This window comes from Kitasatospora sp. NPDC001132 (genome assembly GCF_053598415.1).
The window spans coordinates 1-19,186 of sequence record NZ_JBSFKF010000023.1 but is presented as its reverse complement, the minus strand read 5'-3'; the positions used below and the strand labels follow the sequence as shown (position 1 = coordinate 19,186).

22 protein-coding genes and 2 pseudogenes are annotated in these 19,186 nt (G+C 72.2%); 14 read left to right on the top strand and 10 right to left on the bottom strand.

The annotated features are described in order from the left end of the window. Nucleotides 1–18 precede the first annotated feature (18 nt). The 6 genes and pseudogenes from ACWDBE_RS26490 to tgmC all read left to right on the top strand — a co-directional run bounded on the left by ACWDBE_RS26490 (nt 19) and on the right by tgmC (nt 4,116). Nucleotides 19–287 (top strand): annotated as a pseudogene (locus ACWDBE_RS26490) (hypothetical protein). After that, nucleotides 268–786, top strand: a complete 519-nt coding sequence (locus ACWDBE_RS26485; RefSeq protein ID WP_449790287.1) for a DUF6879 family protein — start codon at nt 268–270, stop codon at nt 784–786. The pseudogene ACWDBE_RS26490 and the gene ACWDBE_RS26485 overlap by 20 nt, the downstream one beginning before the upstream one ends. Before the next feature lie 13 nt (nt 787–799). Then, nucleotides 800–1,648 (top strand): helix-turn-helix domain-containing protein, encoded by an 849-nt coding sequence (locus tag ACWDBE_RS26480; protein ID WP_449790288.1) that lies wholly within the window; start codon nt 800–802, stop codon nt 1,646–1,648. Between the two features lie 173 nt (nt 1,649–1,821). Next, nucleotides 1,822–2,082 carry a putative ATP-grasp-modified RiPP gene (tgmA, locus tag ACWDBE_RS26475; protein ID WP_449790289.1) on the top strand — a complete coding sequence of 87 codons (261 nt, stop codon included), beginning with the start codon at nt 1,822–1,824 and terminating at the stop codon, nt 2,080–2,082. Beyond that, nucleotides 2,082–2,981: an ATP-grasp ribosomal peptide maturase gene (locus ACWDBE_RS26470; RefSeq protein WP_449809301.1), complete on the top strand. Its 900-nt coding sequence runs from the start codon at nt 2,082–2,084 to the stop codon at nt 2,979–2,981. The genes tgmA and ACWDBE_RS26470 overlap by 1 nt, the downstream gene beginning before the upstream one ends. Further along, entirely contained in the window at nt 2,965–4,116 is a 1,152-nt protein-coding gene (tgmC, locus tag ACWDBE_RS26465; protein ID WP_449809300.1) for an ATP-grasp peptide maturase system methyltransferase, read from the top strand. The genes ACWDBE_RS26470 and tgmC overlap by 17 nt, the downstream gene beginning before the upstream one ends. A 151-nt stretch (nt 4,117–4,267) precedes the next feature. On the opposite strand, the gene ACWDBE_RS26460 is transcribed toward tgmC, so the two are convergent. Together ACWDBE_RS26460 and ACWDBE_RS26455 are read right to left on the bottom strand one after the other, a co-directional pair. After that, nucleotides 4,268–4,474 (bottom strand): hypothetical protein, encoded by a 207-nt coding sequence (locus tag ACWDBE_RS26460; protein WP_449790292.1) that lies wholly within the window; start codon nt 4,472–4,474, stop codon nt 4,268–4,270. Between the two features lie 89 nt (nt 4,475–4,563). Further along, complete coding sequence (locus tag ACWDBE_RS26455) at nt 4,564–5,523, bottom strand: alpha/beta hydrolase (RefSeq protein WP_449809299.1); 960 nt, start codon at nt 5,521–5,523, stop codon at nt 4,564–4,566. Nucleotides 5,524–5,716: 193 nt separating this feature from the next. On the opposite strand from ACWDBE_RS26455, the gene ACWDBE_RS26450 reads away from it, so the two are divergent. Beyond that, nucleotides 5,717–6,598, top strand: a complete 882-nt coding sequence (locus tag ACWDBE_RS26450; protein ID WP_449790294.1) for a helix-turn-helix domain-containing protein — start codon at nt 5,717–5,719, stop codon at nt 6,596–6,598. 110 nt (nt 6,599–6,708) lie between these two features. Next, entirely contained in the window at nt 6,709–7,794 is a 1,086-nt protein-coding gene (locus ACWDBE_RS26445; RefSeq protein ID WP_449809298.1) for a DUF4232 domain-containing protein, read from the top strand. Nucleotides 7,795–7,858: 64 nt separating this feature from the next. Here ACWDBE_RS26445 and ACWDBE_RS26440 read toward each other — a convergent pair whose 3' ends face one another. Further along, the gene (locus tag ACWDBE_RS26440) at nt 7,859–8,176 is read right to left on the bottom strand and encodes a hypothetical protein (RefSeq protein ID WP_449809297.1); all 318 of its coding nucleotides are present in this window, start codon (nt 8,174–8,176) and stop codon (nt 7,859–7,861) included. A 286-nt stretch (nt 8,177–8,462) separates the two neighbouring features. Then, nucleotides 8,463–8,708: a hypothetical protein gene (locus tag ACWDBE_RS26435; protein WP_449809296.1), complete on the bottom strand. Its 246-nt coding sequence runs from the start codon at nt 8,706–8,708 to the stop codon at nt 8,463–8,465. A gap of 361 nt (nt 8,709–9,069) precedes the next feature. Between ACWDBE_RS26435 and ACWDBE_RS26430 the strand changes: the two genes are divergently transcribed. Further along, entirely contained in the window at nt 9,070–9,420 is a 351-nt protein-coding gene (locus ACWDBE_RS26430) for a helix-turn-helix domain-containing protein (RefSeq protein ID WP_449809351.1), read from the top strand. Between the two features lie 324 nt (nt 9,421–9,744). Here the strand turns inward: ACWDBE_RS26430 and ACWDBE_RS26425 are convergent, their stop codons facing one another. From ACWDBE_RS26425 to ACWDBE_RS26405, 5 genes and pseudogenes are all read right to left on the bottom strand, one after another. After that, nucleotides 9,745–10,410, bottom strand: coding sequence for a hypothetical protein (locus ACWDBE_RS26425; protein WP_449809295.1), 666 nt, complete (start codon nt 10,408–10,410; stop codon nt 9,745–9,747). A 329-nt stretch (nt 10,411–10,739) separates the two neighbouring features. Then, nucleotides 10,740–11,198, bottom strand: coding sequence for a MarR family winged helix-turn-helix transcriptional regulator (locus tag ACWDBE_RS26420; RefSeq protein ID WP_449790297.1), 459 nt, complete (start codon nt 11,196–11,198; stop codon nt 10,740–10,742). Further along, nucleotides 11,191–11,946, bottom strand: coding sequence for an alpha/beta fold hydrolase (locus ACWDBE_RS26415; protein WP_449809294.1), 756 nt, complete (start codon nt 11,944–11,946; stop codon nt 11,191–11,193). The genes ACWDBE_RS26420 and ACWDBE_RS26415 overlap by 8 nt, the downstream gene beginning before the upstream one ends. A gap of 164 nt (nt 11,947–12,110) precedes the next feature. After that, the gene (locus ACWDBE_RS26410; protein ID WP_449809293.1) at nt 12,111–13,130 is read right to left on the bottom strand and encodes an AraC-like ligand-binding domain-containing protein; all 1,020 of its coding nucleotides are present in this window, start codon (nt 13,128–13,130) and stop codon (nt 12,111–12,113) included. A 201-nt stretch (nt 13,131–13,331) separates the two neighbouring features. Then, nucleotides 13,332–13,673: pseudogene (locus tag ACWDBE_RS26405) on the bottom strand (GntR family transcriptional regulator); the annotation flags it as partial. Between the two features lie 196 nt (nt 13,674–13,869). On the opposite strand from ACWDBE_RS26405, the gene ACWDBE_RS26400 reads away from it, so the two are divergent. Next, nucleotides 13,870–14,880, top strand: coding sequence for an aldo/keto reductase (locus tag ACWDBE_RS26400; RefSeq protein WP_449809292.1), 1,011 nt, complete (start codon nt 13,870–13,872; stop codon nt 14,878–14,880). A 50-nt stretch (nt 14,881–14,930) separates the two neighbouring features. Then, on the top strand, nt 14,931–15,350 hold the full coding sequence (locus tag ACWDBE_RS26395) for an SRPBCC family protein (protein ID WP_449790302.1): 420 nt from the start codon (nt 14,931–14,933) through the stop codon (nt 15,348–15,350). Between the two features lie 79 nt (nt 15,351–15,429). On the opposite strand, the gene ACWDBE_RS26390 is transcribed toward ACWDBE_RS26395, so the two are convergent. Then, entirely contained in the window at nt 15,430–15,873 is a 444-nt protein-coding gene (locus tag ACWDBE_RS26390) for an SRPBCC family protein (RefSeq protein ID WP_449809291.1), read from the bottom strand. Nucleotides 15,874–16,213: 340 nt separating this feature from the next. Between ACWDBE_RS26390 and ACWDBE_RS26385 the strand changes: the two genes are divergently transcribed. The 3 genes from ACWDBE_RS26385 (at nt 16,214) to ACWDBE_RS26375 (ending at nt 18,952) form a co-directional block, all read left to right on the top strand. Further along, entirely contained in the window at nt 16,214–16,387 is a 174-nt protein-coding gene (locus ACWDBE_RS26385; protein WP_402403917.1) for a hypothetical protein, read from the top strand. 120 nt (nt 16,388–16,507) lie between these two features. Further along, nucleotides 16,508–17,995 (top strand): phenylacetate--CoA ligase family protein, encoded by a 1,488-nt coding sequence (locus ACWDBE_RS26380; RefSeq protein ID WP_449809290.1) that lies wholly within the window; start codon nt 16,508–16,510, stop codon nt 17,993–17,995. Beyond that, nucleotides 17,996–18,952, top strand: a complete 957-nt coding sequence (locus ACWDBE_RS26375; RefSeq protein ID WP_449809289.1) for a hypothetical protein — start codon at nt 17,996–17,998, stop codon at nt 18,950–18,952. Nucleotides 18,953–19,186: the final 234 nt, after the last annotated feature.

Sequence of the window (19,186 nt, the reverse complement as noted above, 5' to 3'; positions counted from 1 at the left end):
TCGGTACGGGAGGTAGTCATGACGCTAAAGTTTCTGGGGATCTACCCGAACACCCCGATGACGGCTCGCCGACCATCTGGCTGGACGAGGCGACCGGTGACCTGGTGATCCAGTCCTGGAAGGCCGACGAGGCCACCATCAGGGAAGCCCAGGAGGTCGGTTCCATCCCGGGCCACTCCACGGACATCCCGGATCACGAGGGCGTGTTCCGGCTGCCCGCCAACATGATCCAGTTCATCCCCCGGCCGGACAGTGAGGTCAACGACGGTGGCAACAGCGGTTCGTGAGCAGCTGGCCAAGGCGCAGCGCTCGGCGGTGCATTTGGAGATGCGGGACAGCTACATGCTGGACGACCCCGAGTTCATCGCCTGGCAGCAGGGCAAGCGGCTTGATCCGATGGACCGCGAGTCGTGGTGGCGGTCGTGGCTGGACGCGGTGGCCGAGGCGACCGGCCGTGGAGTCGCCATGCGCCGTCTACGGGTTGTCTCCGAGCCGGTGACCGACTACATCCGGTACGAGTACGACGTGACGTTTCCGAACATTGCGGCGGGAGAGGACGTGCGGTGGTTGCCGCGCTCCCGCGCCGGTGATCTGTTCCTGCCCGGCCTGGACGGCTGGGTGATGGACGACGAGGTGGTGATCCTGCACCACTTCACCGGGGACGGGCAGTGGGCCGAGGCCGGCATGGAGGTCCGGAACGATCCGGAGTTCGCCAAGCGGTACCTGGCGGCCTACGAGGTCGCATGGAAGCGGGCGACACCGCACGCGGAGTACCGTCTCGCCTGATCGATAACCGTCCATGGCTGTCCCGGCATCTTCAAGTGTCCAGCGCGCCCGCCAGAATCTCGCCGACCGGCTCGGCGAGATCCAGCGGGATGCCGGGCTGTCAGGACGTGACCTGGCCGCGGCATGCGGCTGGTACCCCTCCAAGGTCTCGCGTCTGCTGAACGCCCACACACCGCCGTCCGAGGACGACATCCGGAAGTGGTGTCGGGCCTGCGGGGCCGAGGACCGCGCGCCGGACATGATCGCCTCTCTGCGAGCCGTCGAAGGCATGTTCATCGAGTGGCGACGCATGGAGCGCGCCGGCCTCAAGGCGGCTCAGGAAGCCCGACTTCCACTGTACGAGCGGACACATCGATTCCGTTCCTATTCATCATGGTTGGTGCCCGGCCTGATTCAGACGCCTGGGTACACGACTGCCGCTCTCCAGGCCATCCAGCAGCGCCGAGGGCTCGTTGACGACGTTCCGGCTGCGGTAGCCGCCCGTATGCAGCGCCAACGGGTGCTGTATGCGGGCGACCGGCGGTTCGCCTTCCTGATTGAGGAGTCCGTGCTGCGCTGCGGGATCGGTGGCGTCGGCGTCATGCGCGACCAGCTGCGCCACCTGACGACAGTCGGATCGCTTCCCAACGTGAGCTTGGGAGTTGTTCCGATGCGGCCTGATCGGACGCGCTGGCCGGTTGAAGGCTTCTGGATCTTCGACAGCGCGCAGGTGAACGTGGAACTGATCTCTGGATATCTGACCATCACCCAACCGAGCGAGATCACGATGTACGCCGAAACGTTCGGTGAGCTGGCCCAGTTGGCCGTCTACGGGTCGGCCGCTCGTGAACTGATCACGTCTGCCGCTGCGCTGCTCGGGTGATCCCAGCAGTCGGTGTGGAATCGTGTAGAACTTCATGGCGGCGTTCGCCGCCCACTTCGTACCTTCCTGCCAAGAGTATCGACGCCGGAGCGCGGAACGGGATCGCACAACCCGGCCATCCAGCCGAGCTGTTGATCCCACCAGCACCGCCACGAAATGGAGGCGCAGGACAGATGACAACCGCACCCTGGGGTACCAGCCGCATGCAGCCGTTCACGGCTACCGTCCCGGTCCCGCAGTACACGCCCGTCATCGACCCGGAGACGCAGGTCGCGGTGTTCGTGGACGAGCACGGCCGAACGGTCGAGATGGGCGGTCACGGCACCAGCACCAGTGGCTTGACGCCCACGCAGACCACGCCCGCCGGGAACCCGGGCAGCCCGACCGACGCCGACACCACCGAGTCCTACGACCAGGACCAGAGCAACGGCTGATGGACGGCCGAAGCGGGTCGGTGCTGGTACTGACCAATCCCCTTGACGTGACCGCGGATGCGGTACTGCGGGTGCTCGCCGAGCGCCGGGTACCGGTGGTCCGTCTCGACCCCGGCACCGACCTGCACACGGGTGCCTCCCTGACCGCCACGTACCGCACGGGCGATCAGCGGGGCACCCTGCGCACGGCCGGCCGGAACGTCGAGCTCTCCGCGTCGCAAGCCCTGTGGGGTGCGGGAGGCATCCTCGCGTCGCTTCCCGCCGCGCACTACGTGAACCACCCCTGGGCCAACCGCGCCGCCGAGCACAAGCCGGCACAGCTGGCGGCAGCGCAGCGCTTCGGTTTCATGGTTCCCGACACGGTGATCACGAACAGCGCAGAGCAGGCCCGGTCGTTCGTGGCGGCCCAAGCCGACGGCGCGGTGTACAAGCCGCTGTGGAACACCCCCTACGCGGTCGACGGGCAGCCTCACGCCGTGTGGGTGCGCGAAGTCGATCCAGCCGACATCACCGACGCCGTGTCCGCCTGCCCGCACCTCTTCCAGGCGAAGGTGCCGAAGGTGTTCGACGTACGGGTGACGGCCGTCGGTGACCGCCTGTTCGGCGTCCGGATCGACAGCCCCGACCTCGACTGGCGCCGCCGCCAGGACCGGATGGCGTGCACGCCGATCGACGTACCCGAGCCGGTCGCTCGTGCGGTCGCCGCCTACCTCGGACAGCTTCGTCTGGTCTACGGCGCCTTCGACTTCGCGGTGACCGCCTCGGGCGCCTGGTACTTCCTTGAATGCAACCCGAACGGCCAGTGGGCATGGCAGCCGTCCGAGACCACCGACGCCATTGCCCGCGCCCTCGCCGACCAGCTTCAGAAAGGTTCCATCGCACATGAGCACACCGGCTGAACTCCGCACCGCTCTGGCCGACAGGCTCACCGACAACGGCGTGCTGACCGAACCCGGGTGGGGGAACGCCGTGAGGGCCGTTCCGCGGGAGCTCTTCGTCGGAAGCTACTTCGCCCCGGTCCCCGGCAGCGTTCCGACCGGCTACCGGACAGTCCGCGAGGGCGAGCCCGGATGGCTGGAGGGGATCTACGACGACCGGACGCTGGTCACCCAACTCGACGGCCGCACCGGCCACGTCGGGCCCGAGGACACGGCCGGGGAAACCGTGACGGGCATCCCGTCCTCGTCCTCCACCCTCCCGTCCGTGGTGCTGCGCATGTGGCAGCAGCTCGACACCAGGGCCGGACACCGCGTGCTGGAGATCGGCACCGGGACCGGGTACTCGACCGCCCTCGGCGCCCACCGCCTCGGGGACGCCGACCTCACCAGCGTCGAGTACGACCCCGCCGTCGGCGCGGCGGCCGCTGCGGCGCTCAAGGCGGCCGGGTTCGCCCCCAGGCTGATCGTCGGTGACGGGCTGCGCGGCGATCCGGACGGCGGCCGGTACGACCGGCTCATCGCCACCTGCTCGGTCCGGTACGTCCCGCTCCCGTGGCTTCACCAGGTCAAGCCCGGCGGCCGGATCCTGGTCACCCTCTCCGGGTGGGGCTACGCGAACGCCCTCGCCCTGCTCGACGTGACCGGCCCCGGCGAGGCCACCGGACGGTTCCTGGCCGACCAGACCAGCTTCATGATCGCCCGCCCGCACGACCGGCCGCCCCGCCCGACGCTGGACCTGCTGCCCGGCGACGAGTCACCGACCCGCATCGACCCGGCCACACTCGATGACTGGACGGGCAGCTGGGTGGCCCAACTCGCCGCGCCCGCAGCCATCCGCACGGGATTCGGGGCCCAGCAGATCCTCTGGGACCTGTCCACCGGATCGCAGGCCCGGACGGCACCCGGCCCCGGCGGCGGATGGACCGTGACGCAGCGCGGGCCCGTCCGCCTGTGGGACCGGGTCGAGCACGCGGTGCGGAGCTGGCGGGCGGCCGGTGCGCCGCACCAGGACGCCTTCGGGATCACCGTGTCGGCGGCCGGACAGCGCGTCTGGCTCGGCACCGAGGACGGACCGGGCTGGAACCTGCCCATCTGATGAGCCGGGCCGCCCCTGCCGCCCCGGCAACGACTCGCACTGACCGGTTGATCGCGGTGGTCCCGGCCCGCTCGGCCGACATGCTGCTTCTCCGGGCCACCGGCGGCCATGAGGCGCGCCTTCACGGCACCGGCCGCGTCCTACGCGGGGGTTACGCGCCGCCACCCCTGCGGCGCAGGAGCTCCGCGATGCGCGCGTCGACCTGCTCGCGGTCGTAGCCCCGCCACATGATCCGGAACGCCGGCACGGGCGGCGGCGCACCGGCTCCGGACAGGGCCCTGAGGTAGTCGTCGACTTCGGGGCGATCGTAGCCGCGCCGCACCAGGTCGAAGCCGCGGAACTCCGGTGATGTCGACATGTCTTGGGTCCTCCGGCTATTCGCGTGGACGGCGTCAGGCCTCTCGATCCTGTCATACGGATCTCGGTAGGAGCGTCCGACTCCGGCCGTCAGCGGGCGGCGAGGTGGGCGGTGTAGAACTCGGTGAGCTTGTCGACGGCCCGGGCGACGTACTCCTCCCTGTCGTACAGGTCGACGTGGCCGGCGCCCTCGATCCAGTGGATCTCCTTGGGGCCCGTGGCGCGCTGGTGGGCCTCGACGGCCATCCAGGCGGTGACGGCGTGTTCGCCGATGATCTGGAGGACGGGGCGGGGGCCGATCAGCGGGACCGCCAGGAAGGCGTCGTGAAGCGCCATCCGGTCGACGCTCTCCCAGGCGAGGGTCTTCGCGGAGCGCTCGTGCCCGCCGCGCGCGGTGCAGTAGTACGCGAAGCCCTCGGCGCCGTGCCGGCCGCCCAGCGCGTGGGCCTGCTCGGCGGTCTCCGGGAACACGGGCAGCGCCCCCGGGTCCTCGCCGCGCGCGGCGGCGCCGCGGGCCGCCGCGGCCGCGTGCAGCAGGGCCTCGAAGACGGCCGGGTCCTGGGTGCCGTCGGCGCCGAGGCGGAACTGGCGGGCGGGTTCGGCGGTGGACACGGCGGCCACCGCCCTGACCCGGCGGTCCGTGCCGGTCGCGGCCAGCGCGTAGCTGCCCGAGGCGCAGATGCCCAGCAGGCCGATCCGCCCGGCGTCGACCTCGTCGAGGGCCGAGAGGTAGGACACCGCGGCCTTGAAGTCCTCCACCCGCTGGGCGGGGTCCTCCAGGCCCCGCGGCAGACCGCCCGACTCGCCCTGGTGGGCGGCGTCGAAGGCGAGCGTGACGAAGCCGCGTTCGGCCATCAGCCGCGCGTAGGTGCCGGAGGCCTGCTCCTTCACGCCGGTGCCCGGGTGGCCGACCACGAGGGCCGGCCGCGGACCGGGCGCCGGCGCCTGCGGGGTGTGGAGGTGGCCGACGAGCGTGATGCCGGCGCTGTCGAAACGCACGGTACGGACGTCATGGGCGGTACGGGCGGCGGTGCGGGCCATGGGGGCCATGAGGCGATCTCCACTGGGACGGTGACGGGACGTGACGCGCCGACACCGGGACGCGGGGCCCCGCCCTGCCGGGCACGCCTCCACGTTCCGTCACCCGCCGCCCGCGCGGGAGAGTCAGGCCTGTGCCCGGGAAAGAACCTGCCCCCCCCCGGAACACGTGCCCCACCCGCCCCGGCACACCGACACTGGAGGCATGACCGCAGACTCCGACTCCCGGGCGCTGGGCGCCTTCCTCAAGGCCCGCCGGGCCCAGCTGTCCCCGCAGGAGTGCGGCCTCCCCGAGACGGACACCGCCCGCAGGGTCGCCGGGCTGCGCCGCGAGGAGGTCGCCCGGCTCGCCGCCATCAGCGTGGACTACTACACCCGGCTGGAACAGGGCCGGGTCCGGGCGTCCGAACCCGTGCTCACCACCTTGGCCCGCGCCCTGCGCCTCGACGACGACCAGCAGACGTACCTCTACGGACTCGCCGGCCGGACCGACGCCCGCCCCCGCCCCCGCCGCCCCGACCGACGCCTGCGCCCCGCCATGGGGCGGCTGCTCGACCAGCTCACCGACACCCCCGCGCTCGTCCTCGGCAAACGCCTGGACGTTCTGGCCTGGAACCCCGCCGCCACCGCCCTCTACACCGACTTCGCGACCGTCGCGCCCCACCACCGCAACTACCTGCGGCTGCTGTTCACCGACCCGGTCGTCCGGCACCTGCACCGGAACTGGTCCCACGACGCCCGGGAAGCCGTCGCCGCGCTGCGCATGGAAGCCGCGGCCGACTCCGACGACCCCGACCTCGCCCGACTCGTCGGCGAACTGTCCCTCCAGGACGCCGACTTCCGCACCTGGTGGGCCGAACACCGCGTCAACAGCGCCGGTTACGGCACCAAGCACTACCGCCACCACCTGGTGGGGGACCTCACCCTCGACTGCGACACCTGGACCAGCCCCGACGGCTCCGGACAGCGCCTCATGGTCCTGACCGCCGAACCGGGCAGCCCCTCCCACGACGCCCTGCGCATCCTCGCCTCGTGGACCACCGGCCGGCAGCCGGACGCCGACCGGGCACAGGACCCCACGCGATGAGAACCGCGCCACCGCGCCACTGCGCCGACGGCGCTGATCGTGGCAGGGCTGTTGCACACCGAGTGGTGCAGCTCACAGCCGTCCGGCGCGCGGCGTGATCGACTCGCTCGATGCACCAGTCCTCCATGCCCCGCCGCCAGCTGACGATTCGTCAACTCAGTTCGGTCGCAGCCGCGCTGCTGCTCGCCGGCTGCGGCACCGCGACGACCGCCGGCTCCGGCGGCGGCCCGGAGGCCTCCGGCAGCTCCGCGCCGTGCGGCACCCCGCCGCCGAGCGCGCCCGGCGTGCCGCAGCCCACCAAGGTCGCCCAGGGCGGGGCGCGGATCACCGCCGCCGGGCCCACCTGCTTCGAGTACGAGGTGACCAACCCGAACAGCGAACCGTACGACTTCACCGTGGTGTTCAACGGCCCCGACCCGGGCCAGGGGGCGGCGGTGTTCGGCGGCCCCGGGGGAAGGGTGGGGAACCTGACCCGGACCGTCGCCGGGCTCGCCCCGGGCGCCACCGAGAAGGGGCGGATCGACCTGACCACGCCCGGCCGGGCACCACGGACAGGCCCGCCGCCCACCCTGACACCGCCCGAGGCCCGTGCGCCGAAGCCCGAACTCCTCAAGGTCCGCAGCGTGCCCACCGCCGAGGCGCCCAACGCCGGCGGTCCCTGCCCACCCTCCGGCCTGCGGCTGTACGCCGACGAGGGCGACGCCGCGATGGGCCTGCGCGTGGTCGGCCTGCACCTGCGCAACTGCGGCACCGCCACCGTCACCCTCGACGGCTACCCGCAGGTGCAGCCGCTCGACCTCGACCACAGGGCCCTCGACGGGGTGCGCGTCCTGCGCGGCGGCGCCGAGATCGCCACCGGCACCGGCGCCGACGACCCGCCCCGGCGGATCGACCTGCGCCCGGGGGAGGGCGCCCGCACCACCCTGGTGTGGCGCAACACCACCGAGGCCGGCGCCGGCGAACCGCTCAACGCCCCCTACGTCCGGGTGCGCGCCACCCCCGACGCGGCCCCCGTCATGGTCACCCCGGAACTCGACCTCGGCACCACCGGACGCCTCGGCGCCGGCGCCTGGGCGAGGGAGGACGCCAACGACAAGCCCGTATTCGGCAGGTCGAACGAGAGCCACCGCAGCAGTGGAAACGGGAGCCACATCACGCCGAGAGCCGTCTGCTCAGGCTCGACGTCAGCTCTCTGATCCGGTAGGCCAGTGGTCCTGTACTGCTGGCTTCCGAAAACCGGCGCTAGGGCTGCGGCAGGGGTTACTTCCGCCGGACGCAGGTCACCTTCAGGGAAGTCACGGCCATAGGGTCATCAGGAGCAAACCCGTCGTCGTAGGCGGGAAATTCTAGAGTCAGCTCGCCGTTCTTGAAATGGACTGTGGTCGCGCCGCCGAGATCGTTTGCCCATCCGCCGATCAGCTTGTAGTCGCTGGAGAAGGCTTCGGCCAGGCTGGTCGGGACCTCTGGCACTTTGAAGGGAGCCTTAGCGTCGCCGGGGTAGGGCCTGTCCAGAGTCAGTACGAGGCCGCTGCCGTCGTGTTGCCACTGCCCCGACAACGGCCCCTTCTTGCCCGCCACCTGGCCGGACCACCGCCCCTCGGGTGCGATGCTGATGATACCCTGACGGCCGGTATTCGTGGTGAAGTCCCAGTCGCCTTTGGCGAAGGCCTTGAGTGCCTGTGCTCGTGGACCTCCTCCACTGCCTGCCCCGGAGCACGCGGATATCACGCTAGCCAACGTGCCGGCCGCTAGATATCTCAATGCCGCCCGGCGGCCCACAAGTCGAACAATTCCCGGTCCAGCCACAAGGCTCCCCCTCCTACGAGCTCCTGCTTGAGCCTAAGGGCTGTCCCGCAATGACCGGTCACAGCTCCGAAAACGGCTGGATGTGGTCCATCACCTGGAGCAACCTCCTTGCAGCTGCGGCCTCTTCTGGCCGTATCGAGGACGCCACGCCTTCGATGACTGGCCGGCCCGCGTGGACGGCTGTCCTCGCGGCGGCCTCCCAGCTGGGTTGGTGCCGGTAGCTCGCGTCGTGCTTGCCGCCCCTGGCCGCCGCGGCGGAGGAGTGCCACTGGTCGGTCTGGCAGATGCTTCGCAGCAGGTCCAACAAGGAACGGGACCGCGGGGGCTGTCGCCTCGCTGACAACGAACCCGAGTGCACAGATGGCATCGCCGAGTTCTTCGATCGCGGTGCGGGCCGTGTCCTCATCCCCGTAGGCGCTCCGGGAGAGCAGAGGGGGAATGCCCTCAGCCGGCGCCCCCGTTGCATCGCGAAGGTCTGCCCAGCGGACCCCTGAGACGCTCCTCAACAGACTTCCCATGCCCTGCTCCTCATCAGACCCTCGCGGCTACTGGTACCCCGGCCGGGCGGCACTCCCACATGTGGGGACCCGGCTTGGTGTCATGATCTTGCCGTGGCTGGAGTGATCACGGCGTCGGAATCGTCCTAGGTAGCCCCGTTCACCGGACTGGGCCCGCGCGAGTTCAAGAAGCTGATCGCGATGCTCCGCCGCGAGGGTGCCGGCATGGCCCGCCCTGGCCGAGCGTGGAGCCTCCCGCTGGAGAACCGGGTTCTGCTGGTCGCCGCCTACCGGCGCACGAACCTCACTCTGCGGCAGCTCGCGCCGCTGTTCGGGGTGTCCAAGTCCGCGGCCGGCCGAATCATCGACCACATCGGGCCCCTGCTCGCGCTCAATCCCCGGCGCCGGGCCAGGATGAAGACCTGGAAGATCCTTCGCGACTGCCGCCTCAAGGACGACGGTGTCCACCACGCCATGCTCGGAGTTGCCCGCCTGCACAACCTCCTCCAGGCTGCATGAGCTCGGGCACGGTCGGTCCACCGACCGTGCCTCGAACCACTCAAAGATCAATTGCGGGACGGCCCTTAGCCGTGATCGAGCCTCTTATCATGGCCTTCACCAAGGCGGCCATCCGGCATCCTGTCCATTAAGAGACTCATGCGGCTTCTGCGCCGGACTACTCGATCAGGTGACGGGTCGTTGGCGCGAGCGAGCAACCCAACCCCGCGCTCACAAGCACAAATGCCTCTCGTCTTCGTTGCCCGAGTGGTTCTGAATCACCCCGTCGAAAACAACAAGCCCGCCCCGCCCCCGTGAGGACCGCGCGACGGCCCGCCGCGCGGCTCAGACGAGCCAGCCCGGACGCGAGTCGAGGACCTCAGCGACCAGCGGGTGCCGGACCGCGTCGAGCGACGCGGTGGCGAGCACCGCCGCGACCAGCTCCGCCGACCCGAAGACCTCGGTGGCGGACAGGTCGTTGTCCGAGTACACGAACCACGACCGGTCGACCGGCCACCAGTTGACCGGGAACGCGTTCGGGAAGCCGGGGGAGCCGAGCCCGTCCCACAGCGCGAGCGCCTCGCGGAGCCGGCCGCGCCGCAGCTTCACCGGTTCGCCGATGTTCTCCAGCGGGGGCTGCGCCCAGTAGCACTCGGTGTCCGGCCCGTCGGGGCTGAACCGGGCGAGCACCTCCACCAGGGCGCGCAGACTGCCGCGGTCCGGCGCTCCCGAGTCGGGCGGGGTGAGCCCCTGCAGCGGGATGCCGTCGAAGACCCGGGTGGAGGGGGTGAAGCCCCAGCTCCCCAGGTGCCGCCCCGCGCCCGCCAGCGGTTGCGCCCAGCGCGTGCGGCGGATCTCGCGGCCTGCGTCGTCGAGCTCCCGGAGTGCGTGGAGGACCCAGCAGTGGTCGGCGAATCCGACGGGTTCGTACCCGGTGACGGATTCGGTCACCAGGTCCCGGATGTGCGCCGTCTCCGGGTCGGTCTCCGGGTCGGCTTCGGTCGGTTCCACGAGGGCTCCAGACTCCGTTGCTGCGGGCCGCTGTCCACGCGCCTGTGGTAGGCGCGTACGTGTCCGCCCCATGACAGGCCGCGCCGGAATCCGGCGGCCCGGCACGCTCCCCCGTGGCGTGCCGGGCCGCCGGCATGGAAACGGAACTTGAGATTCCGCTGCGCGGTGTTCCTGGATGAGCATGCCAGGCAGGTACCTCCGCCGTGTTGGCACCGAGTGGACTGTTCTTGGCATTGCGTGCACTGATCCGCGATTCCCGTCCGCTCGTGCGCATCGGGTGCTCATGGTGCGGGGTTTTCGCGTTCGCGGTCGTGGTGCCGGCCGTGGCGTCAGTCGAGGGAGAGGCGCTTGTTGAGGGCCTCGCCCGAGGGGAGGGGGTCGATGAACCGGTGCAGGAACGCGAGCATCGCGTCGGTGTCCAGGCCCTCGCAGGCGGCGTCCATCGCGCCGTAGAGGAACTCCTCGATCCCGGCGACCTCGGTGGCCAGGCGCTCGCCCTCGGGGGTGAGGCTGAGCTGGAGGTAGCGGCGGTCCGCGTCGTCGGTGCGGCGCTCGACCAACCCGGCCGCGACGACGCGTTCGACCAGCCGGCTGGGGTTGGTGCCGCTCTCGCACACCAGGAGCTGTCCGAGCCCGCTCAGGCTCAGGGTGCCGTGCTGCTGGAGCAGGCGCAGCACCTCGGCCTGGGACGGGGTGATGCCGTGGGGCTTGAGGGCCTGGATCAGCAGCCGGTTGCCCTCGCGCTGGGCTGCCAGGATCGCGAACCGCAGGTGCTCGGCCTTACGCATCGATGTCCTTCCGGGGGGTCGGCTGGGAGGCGAGGAAGTCCTCGACCGCGGCGGCGTAGGTTACCGGGTGGGAGAAGCGGAACATGTGGCCGGTGCGCGGCAGCACGACCTCCCGGGCGTCGGGGATGCCCGCGAGCATGATCTTGGAGGCGTCCTCGCCGATCAGCACGTCGTGCGAGGGGGTCAGGAGCAGGGTCGGGACCTCGACCCGGCCCAACACGTCGACGTAGTCGGCGGTGAGACCGGCCCGCACGCGCGCGCCGAAGGACGCGGCCGGGGTGTTGGCGAGGAACAGCTCCCGGCTGCGCGCCTCGCTCCAGGGCACCTGTCCCTCGCCGTCGAACGGGGAGGCGAGGCGGTGGGCGTGGGCCCGCAGTGTCAGCTGGGTGTAGAGCGGGCCGCGGGCCCTGCCGATCACCCGCATCAGGGCCTTCCACGGCTTGGAGTCGACCGGGTTGGCCGCGAATCCGCCGGACAGGACTAGGGCGCGCAGGCCCTCGGGGCGGCGGGTGGCGAGCGCCAGCGCGATGTTCGCGCCGAACGAGTCGCCGACCAGCACGTAGTCGTCCAGGTCCGCGACCGCCTCCTCGACGTGGTCGGCGTAGCGCTCGATGTCGTCGACGCCCTCGGGCAGGCGCAGCGTCCGCTTGGGCGCGTCGCCGTAGGGGGCGAGCTGCTCGGTGCTCCACGGGGCGCCGGAGAAGCAGGGGACGAAGACGAGGGTCGGAATCTTCTTTGTAGTACTCATATCGGACAGGTTACACGACATATGTGTCGTGACATATGTTGGCCCGGGATCGGGTTCGGGGTCGGGTTCGGGGTCCGGGTCGGGGGCTGGGAAACCGGGGGCGGGGCTGGCCCGGGCCCGGGGCCGGGGGCTGGGCGCGGGGCTGCCCCGCGCCGCCCGTGCGGCTACCTGCCGGCGGTCCCGGTCAGGGCGTGGAGGCGGTGATCGCGGGGGGAGAGGCCGTACGCGGCCTTGAAGGCGCGGCTGAACTCGGCGGCGCGGGGCAGGCCGCAGCGGGCGGCGACGGCGTGGACGGGCAGGTCGCGCAGCGCGGGGTCGGCCAGGTCGCGGCGGGCCCGCTCCAGCCGGCGGCGGCGGATGAAGGCGGCGACGGTCTCGCCGCCGGAGTGCCGGGTGAACAGGCGGTGCAGGTAGCTGACGGAGATGTGGTGGGCGGCCGCGATCGCGGTGGGCGTCAGCCCGGGGTCGTGCAGGTTGCGTCCGACGAAGGCCCGGACGCTCTCGACCAGGGCCCGCTGCCGGGTGTCGTCCGGTACGGCGGCCTCGGCGTCCAGCTCCCGGGCGAGCCAGGCGGTCACCAGGTCGACCACGATGCCGCCCAGGCGGGGGCTCTCGGCCGGGCCCAGGGCGGCGGCCTGCCGGTCGAGGCTCAGGAGGAAGTCCGAGACCAGCGCGCCGGATCCCTCCCGGGAGGAGAGGCCGCGGCCCAGCAGGTCCTCCAGCCGGTGCGGCGCCAGTGGCAGCAGGGCGAGGGGGAAGTCGACGCCGACGGCCTCGATGCGCGGGGCCCCGGGGGCCTTGGCGGCGCGGGCGCCGAAGGACCGCAGGTCGAAGGGGTGGGAGCTGTCGAGCATGTGCAGGTTGCCCGGCCCGAAGGTCTCGGTGCGCCCGGTGTCGCGGGTCAGGGCGAAGCCGCCGTCGAGCAGCAGGGTGATGTGGAAGGCCCCCGGGTCCGAGTGCCGCACCCGGCGCGCGGTGCGGTGGAAGCGGGTCGGCGGGAAGGAAGTGCGCAGCAGGGTCACCGGGCCCAGCTCCAGGCGCCGCATCTCCGCCCGGAAGTCGTCGCAGTGGTCGCTGGTCACCTCGCTGTCCCGGGTGCGGCTGACCAGCTCCCGCCAGCAGTCGAACCGGTCCTTCACGGGTACGCCCTCGCTGCGGAACACGCTCTCCGTGTTCGTGGCCACCGTCCGCCCTTCCCTTCCGGGGGCCCGTCCCCCTGCCCGGCCGGGGCCCTCCCTCCCCACCCGGTGTCACCGGCACATCGCAGCAGGTGACACCGAAACCTACAAGGTCGGGCCGGAGGAGGTCAGTCCGGGTCCGGGTACGGCCGCGCCCCCCGGGTCCCGCCGCGCTCCGGTCGGTCCGGGTCTGTCCACGCCTGGTCGGTCCGGGCACGGCCGCGCCCCGGTCAGTCGGCCTCCGGCGCGCCGAGGGCGAGGGTGAAGCCGAACCGGTCGCCGCGGTAGCTCGATCTTCGGCCCGGCCACCACCGTGCCCCGGCCCTGCCGGCGCAGCCGCCCCTCCAGCAGCAGCTCGCGCAGCGCCTGGCGCACGGTGGCCCGGGCGACGCCGTGACGCTGCGCCAGATCGGCCTCGGTGGGCAGCCGCCCGCCCGGGCCCAGCTCGGCGATCAGCTCCTCCAGGCGGGCCTTGACCAGGTAGTTCTTGGGCACCCGGCCGCGCGGGCGGGGGAGGGGCGGCCGGGCCCCTTCCCCGCCCGCTGCCATCCCGCCGCCCGCTGCCGTCCCGCCGCCCGTGCGCCTTCCCTGCCCCCGTCCGGGCATCCCATCCCTTGCATTGGCCCGCGTATGCAATTATTGTTTCTGCATGTAAGGCGCGTCTGCACTGATTGCTCGGTACGGGCGCGACACCTGGCGGGCACCCCCTCCCCGCGGGCGCCCGCCCGCTCCACGAGGAAATGGCATGTCCCTGAAGAAGATCCTTCCCGGCAAGCTCGGCTTCGGCACCGCTCCGCTCGGCAACATGTTCCGCGCGATCCCCGACGTCGAGGCCCTGGCCACCGTCGAGGCGGCCTGGGAGCAGGGCGTCCGCTACTACGACACCGCCCCGTTCTACGGCGCCGGCCTGTCCGAGCAGCGCCTGGGCGAGGTGCTCTCCACCAAGCCGCGCGACGAGTACGTGCTGTCGACCAAGGTCGGCCGCGTCATCCTCGACGAGCTGGAGGAGGGCGACCGCGACCTCGGCGAGAAGGGCGGCCTGTTCGAACACGGCAACCCGAACAAGATGCTCCACGTGTGGACCGCCGAGGCCACCGAGCGCTCCATCGAGGACAGCCTCAAGCGCCTGGGCACCGACCGCCTGGACATCGTCTGGGTCCACGACATCGCCCAGGACTTCCACGGCGACCAGTGGCTGGCCAAGTTCGAGGAGGCCCGCACCGGCGCCTTCCGCGTCCTGTCCCGCCTGCGCGCCGAGGGCGTCATCAAGGCCTGGGGCCTGGGCGTCAACAAGACCGAGCCCATCGAGCTCACCCTCGCCCTCGACGAGCCGCGCCCCGACGGCTTCCTCCTCGCCGGCCGCTACACCCTCCTCGACCACGACCACGCCCTCCAGCGCCTGCTGCCCATGGCCCAGGAGCAGGGCGTCGACATGGTCGTCGGCGGCCCCTACAGCTCCGGCATCCTCGCCGGCGGCACCCACTTCGAGTACCAGGCCGCCCCGCCGGCGATCATCGAGAAGGTCGCCCGCCTCAAGAACCTCACCGCGAAGCACGGCGTGTCCATCAAGGCCGCCGCCCTCCAGTTCTCCCTCGCCCACCCCGTCACCGCGGCCGTCATCCCCGGCGCCACCAAGCCCAGCCGCATCGCCGAGGACCTCGCCGCCCTCAACGAGACCGTCCCCACCGCGTTCTGGACCGACCTGCGCGCCGCCGGCCTCGTCAGCCCCGCCGCCCCGCTGCCCAACAACGCCTGAGCACCCCCACACCCCCACGCTCCCCTCGTCGCAGCACAGGAGAAACGACCATGGCCTCCACCTCCGTCAGCCGCATCGTCCCCGCCACCCCCGAGAAGGTCTGGGCCCTCATCGGCGGCTTCGACGCCCTGCCCGACTGGCTGCCCTACATCCCCGAGAGCGTCGCCTCCGAGGGCGGCCGCGTCCGCAGCCTGAAGAACCCCGAGGGCGAGGTCATCGTCGAGCGCCTCGTCGACTTCAACGAGACCGAGCGGCACTACAGCTACGCCATCCTCCAGGCCCCCTTCCCGGTCGACGGGTACGTCTCCACCCTCCGCGTCCACGCCGTCCCCGGCCGCGACGACGTCGCCGAGGTCCAGTGGTCCGGACGCTTCAACCCCAAGGGCGCCACTGAGCAGGAGGTCGTCGACCTCTTCCACGGCATCTACGCCGACGGCCTCGACGCCCTGAACAAGACCCTCGCCGGCTGAACCCCGCAGGGCCCCCACCCCGCCGGCGCCGCGCCGGTCCGGACGCCCGGGGGATCGGCTGTCCGGACCGCCGCGTCCGCTACGCACCCGCGGTGCGGGCGGCCGTCCCGCCGTCCCGCTCGACGTGCTGCCTGAAGTCCTCCAGGTCGTCGATCACCCGGCGGTCGACGAAGCCCAGCGCCTCGGCGAGGTGCTCCCAGAGCCCGTGCGGCTCGATCTCCAGCTGGAGCATCACCCGGGTGGTCCGCTCGTCCACGGGGTGGAAGGTGACCACGCCCCGGTGCCGAACCGGCCCGGGGCCGCTGGTCCACGCCACCCGCTCCCGCTCCACCAGCTCGGTGGTCACGGCCTCGAACTCCCTCAGCCCGGCGGCGGTCCGCACCACCCAGCTGGATCCGCCGTCCGACCGGTCGACGCTGACCACCCCCCGCATGAACCGCGGGAACTCCTCGCACCTCACCCAGCTGCCGTAGACCGTGCCGAGCGGCGCCGCAACCTCGACGGACTCCTCGATCCGATGCATCGCTCCTCCTGACTTCTCGTCACCAGCCGTCCCGGCGGGCGGCGGTGGCCCACGGAACGTCCTCCGGGGCGCGGCTTCCCCCTGCGCGGACCGGTATGCACCGAACGGCCGAACACGCCGCCCGCGCACGACGGGAACCCGCCGCTTCCGCCCCGCGGCGAGGGCGCCGGTGTCGGTGCTGGTCAGGGCTTTCGCGGCGCTGTATGGCCTGACGGGGCGCCGGGCCGGATCGGGGGAGCAGCGGACGGCCGACGACGCCCCCCGGGCGGCAGGCGGCCTTCATGAACTGACGTGAACAATCAGAAGGTTGGCCTTGCACACAGGCTGTTGCGGGCGGCCGGTGCGTCCCTATACTGCCGTTGCCCGACGACCGGAACCGGCCACGGGCATCCGCTGCCGCGCCCGGCCGGGCCGCCCGGCCGGCCCGTACGAGGGAGAACCGATCATGGTCAAGCACTACCTCAAGTACGCCTTCAGCACCCTCACCGCCGCGATGTTCCTCCACATGGTCTGACCCGACCGAGGATCCGACCGACGACCCGACCGATGGCCTGATCCGATCGCGGGTCCGGCCCGGTCGACCCCGGCCGGGGCCGGGTGGCCACACCGTCCGACCCTGGCCCGGGGAGCCCGCATGTTCGCGACCGCGCTGAGCCAACTGCGCTACGGCGCAGCCATCCTGACGAACCGCCGGATACGGCCGAAGGACCTGGAACGCCTCGCCCGCGACCTCGTCGCCACCATCGCCGAGTTCGGCGAACCCGGCGAGGACTCCGCCCTGCTGCCCGGCCGGACCGGACCCGTCGACCCGAAGGTGCGGCACGAGGTGGCCCGGCGCAGCCTGCGCGCCACCGCCCGCACCGCCGCCCGCCACACCGCCCACTACCGCCGACTGTTCGCCGAACTCGACCTCGACCCGGCCACGTTGGAGCCCGAGGACTGGTCACGCGTCCCCGTCACCCCCAAGCAGGCGCTACGCGCCCTGCCCGCCGCCTTCGTCTCCGACGCCGCCACCCCCGTCCTGATGGCACTCACCACCGGCACCAGCGGCACCCCCACCGCCGTCTGGTTCTCCCGCGCCGAACTCGAGTGCGCCGTCGCCTTCAGCACCATCTCCGCCGTCCTCGGCCTCGGCCTGCGTCCCCGCCACACCGTCGCCTACGCCGGCTGCTCCCGCGCCACCATGCCACTGGTCAACGCCGAGGAGTCGGCCACCCGCGCCGGCGCCGGCTTCGTCCAGTTCGGCACCGTCAGCCCTGCCGTCGCCCTCGACCGCCTCGCCGCCCCGCTCGGCCTGCCCGGCAAGGACCCCCGGATCACCCACCTGACCACCTCCGCCTCCTACCTGGCAGCCCTGGTCCAGGAAGCCGAACACCACAAGTGGCGGAGCAGCGACTTCGGCCTGCGGTCGATCAGCGTCGGCGGCGAGGTGCTCTCCACACCACTGCGCCGCCGCGCCGAGGCGGCCTTCGGCGCCACCCTCACCTCCGCCTACCTGATGACCGAGATCCTCCCCTCCGGTGCCACCCCCTGCACCCAGGGCCACCTCCACCACACCACCGAGTTCGGGCACCTCGAAGTCCTCGACCCGCTCACCTGGCAACCCACCGCCCCCGGCGCCACCGGCACCGTCGTCCACACCCCCTACGTGCCCTACCGCGACTGCACCCTCCTGCTGCGCTACGCCACCGGCGACCTCGTGCGCCTGCCTGCCGAGCCGCCCACCTGCGAACTCGCCCACCTGCCCGCCACCTCCGAGATCCTCGGCCGCTGGAACGGCCCGCTCAGCCGCACCGTCACCACCCGCGACGTCCTCGACCTCGTCGAGGCCGAACCCGAGGTCCCGCTGCCCGCCCGCCACGCCCTCACCGAAGGCCCCGACGGACCCGACGGACCCGCCCGCCTGCACCTGCTCGTCGACCGCCTGCCCGCCACCGCCCTGCACGGCCGCCTGGAAGACCGCGCCCGCGCCGCCGGACTGCGCCTGTGCGACATCGTGCTCCACGACGACCGCACCGCCATGCCGCCCACCGCACCCGTCCGCGCCGACCTGCGCGAGCACACCTTCGACACCCCCGACAGCCACCACACCCTCGACGACCCCAGCCGGGGGAGGCACTGAATGAACGTCAGCCCCACCGCCCTGGCCGCCCTCAGCGCCGCCGTCGCCGCCGAGATCACCCTGGCCGCCCGCTACCTCGCCCGCATCCGGATGCCCCGCCCCCCGGTCGGCGTCTTCACCGGCGCCGACGTCGCCGTCCTGTGCGCCGGCGTCGTCCTCGCCCCACTGCTCTACACCGCCCTGCCCGGCACCGCCGTCTCCGCCCTCTTCGGCCTCGTCGGCTGCCTCGCCGTCCAGTTCACCCTCGCCCCGCTGCTCGCCACCACCCGGCTGCGCGCCACCCCCTGGTCCTGGGCCGCCGCCCTGGCCGCCACCGCCGCCACCGCGCTCGCCGCCCTCACCGGCCACCCCGGCGCCGCCCGGGCCGGCAGCGACCTGATCATCGCCACCGCCGTCATCGGCGTCGCCAACCTCTGGACCCAGAGCGGCATGCGCTCCACCCACACCGCCGCCCTCGCCGCCGTCCTCACCGGCTACGACCTGGTCGCCACCACCCTCACCGACACCACCACCCGCTTCTTCGCACAGGTCCAGGACCGCCCCTTCGCCCCGATGCTCGCCCTCACCGGCGGCCCGGCCCCCGTCGCCGTCGGCCTCGGCGACCTCCTGCTGCTCGTCCTGTACCCGCTGGTCGCCGCCAAGGCCCACGGCCGCACCGCCGCCCTGGCCGCCGCCCTCGCCGGCCTGCTCACCACCAGCGCCGTCAGCGCCTGCTTCGCCGCCGGCTGGCTCACCACCGGCTTCCCGCTGCTCACTGCGCTGGGCCCGCTGATCGTCGCCCAGCACCTGTACTGGCGGCGCCGCTTCGGCGGCGAGCGCACCACCGCCCAGTGGCGCGAGGGCCACCCGCTCCCGCTCCCGGCCGCCACCCACGCCGAACCCGCTGCGGCCCCGCCCCAAAGACCAACTGAGATCGAGGCAGCAGGCTTTGCGAATATGAGGAATCACCAGAAGTGAAATCTTCCAGGGCGTGCCCGCGTGCGAGCACGCGGGCACGCCCCAAACACCGAGTGCCCTCCCACCCACCCCTCCGGCAAAGACAACAAGGTGCGGGCGGCCCGGCAGTTCGCCCCCGAAGAGAGGCGAGTCGGAATGGCGGCAACTGCTCCGGAGGCCGGTCCACAGAGCGGGCGGGTCCCCGAGCCGCCACCAACCGGCACGCGTCCGCCAGCGACAGCACCCCGGCCACAT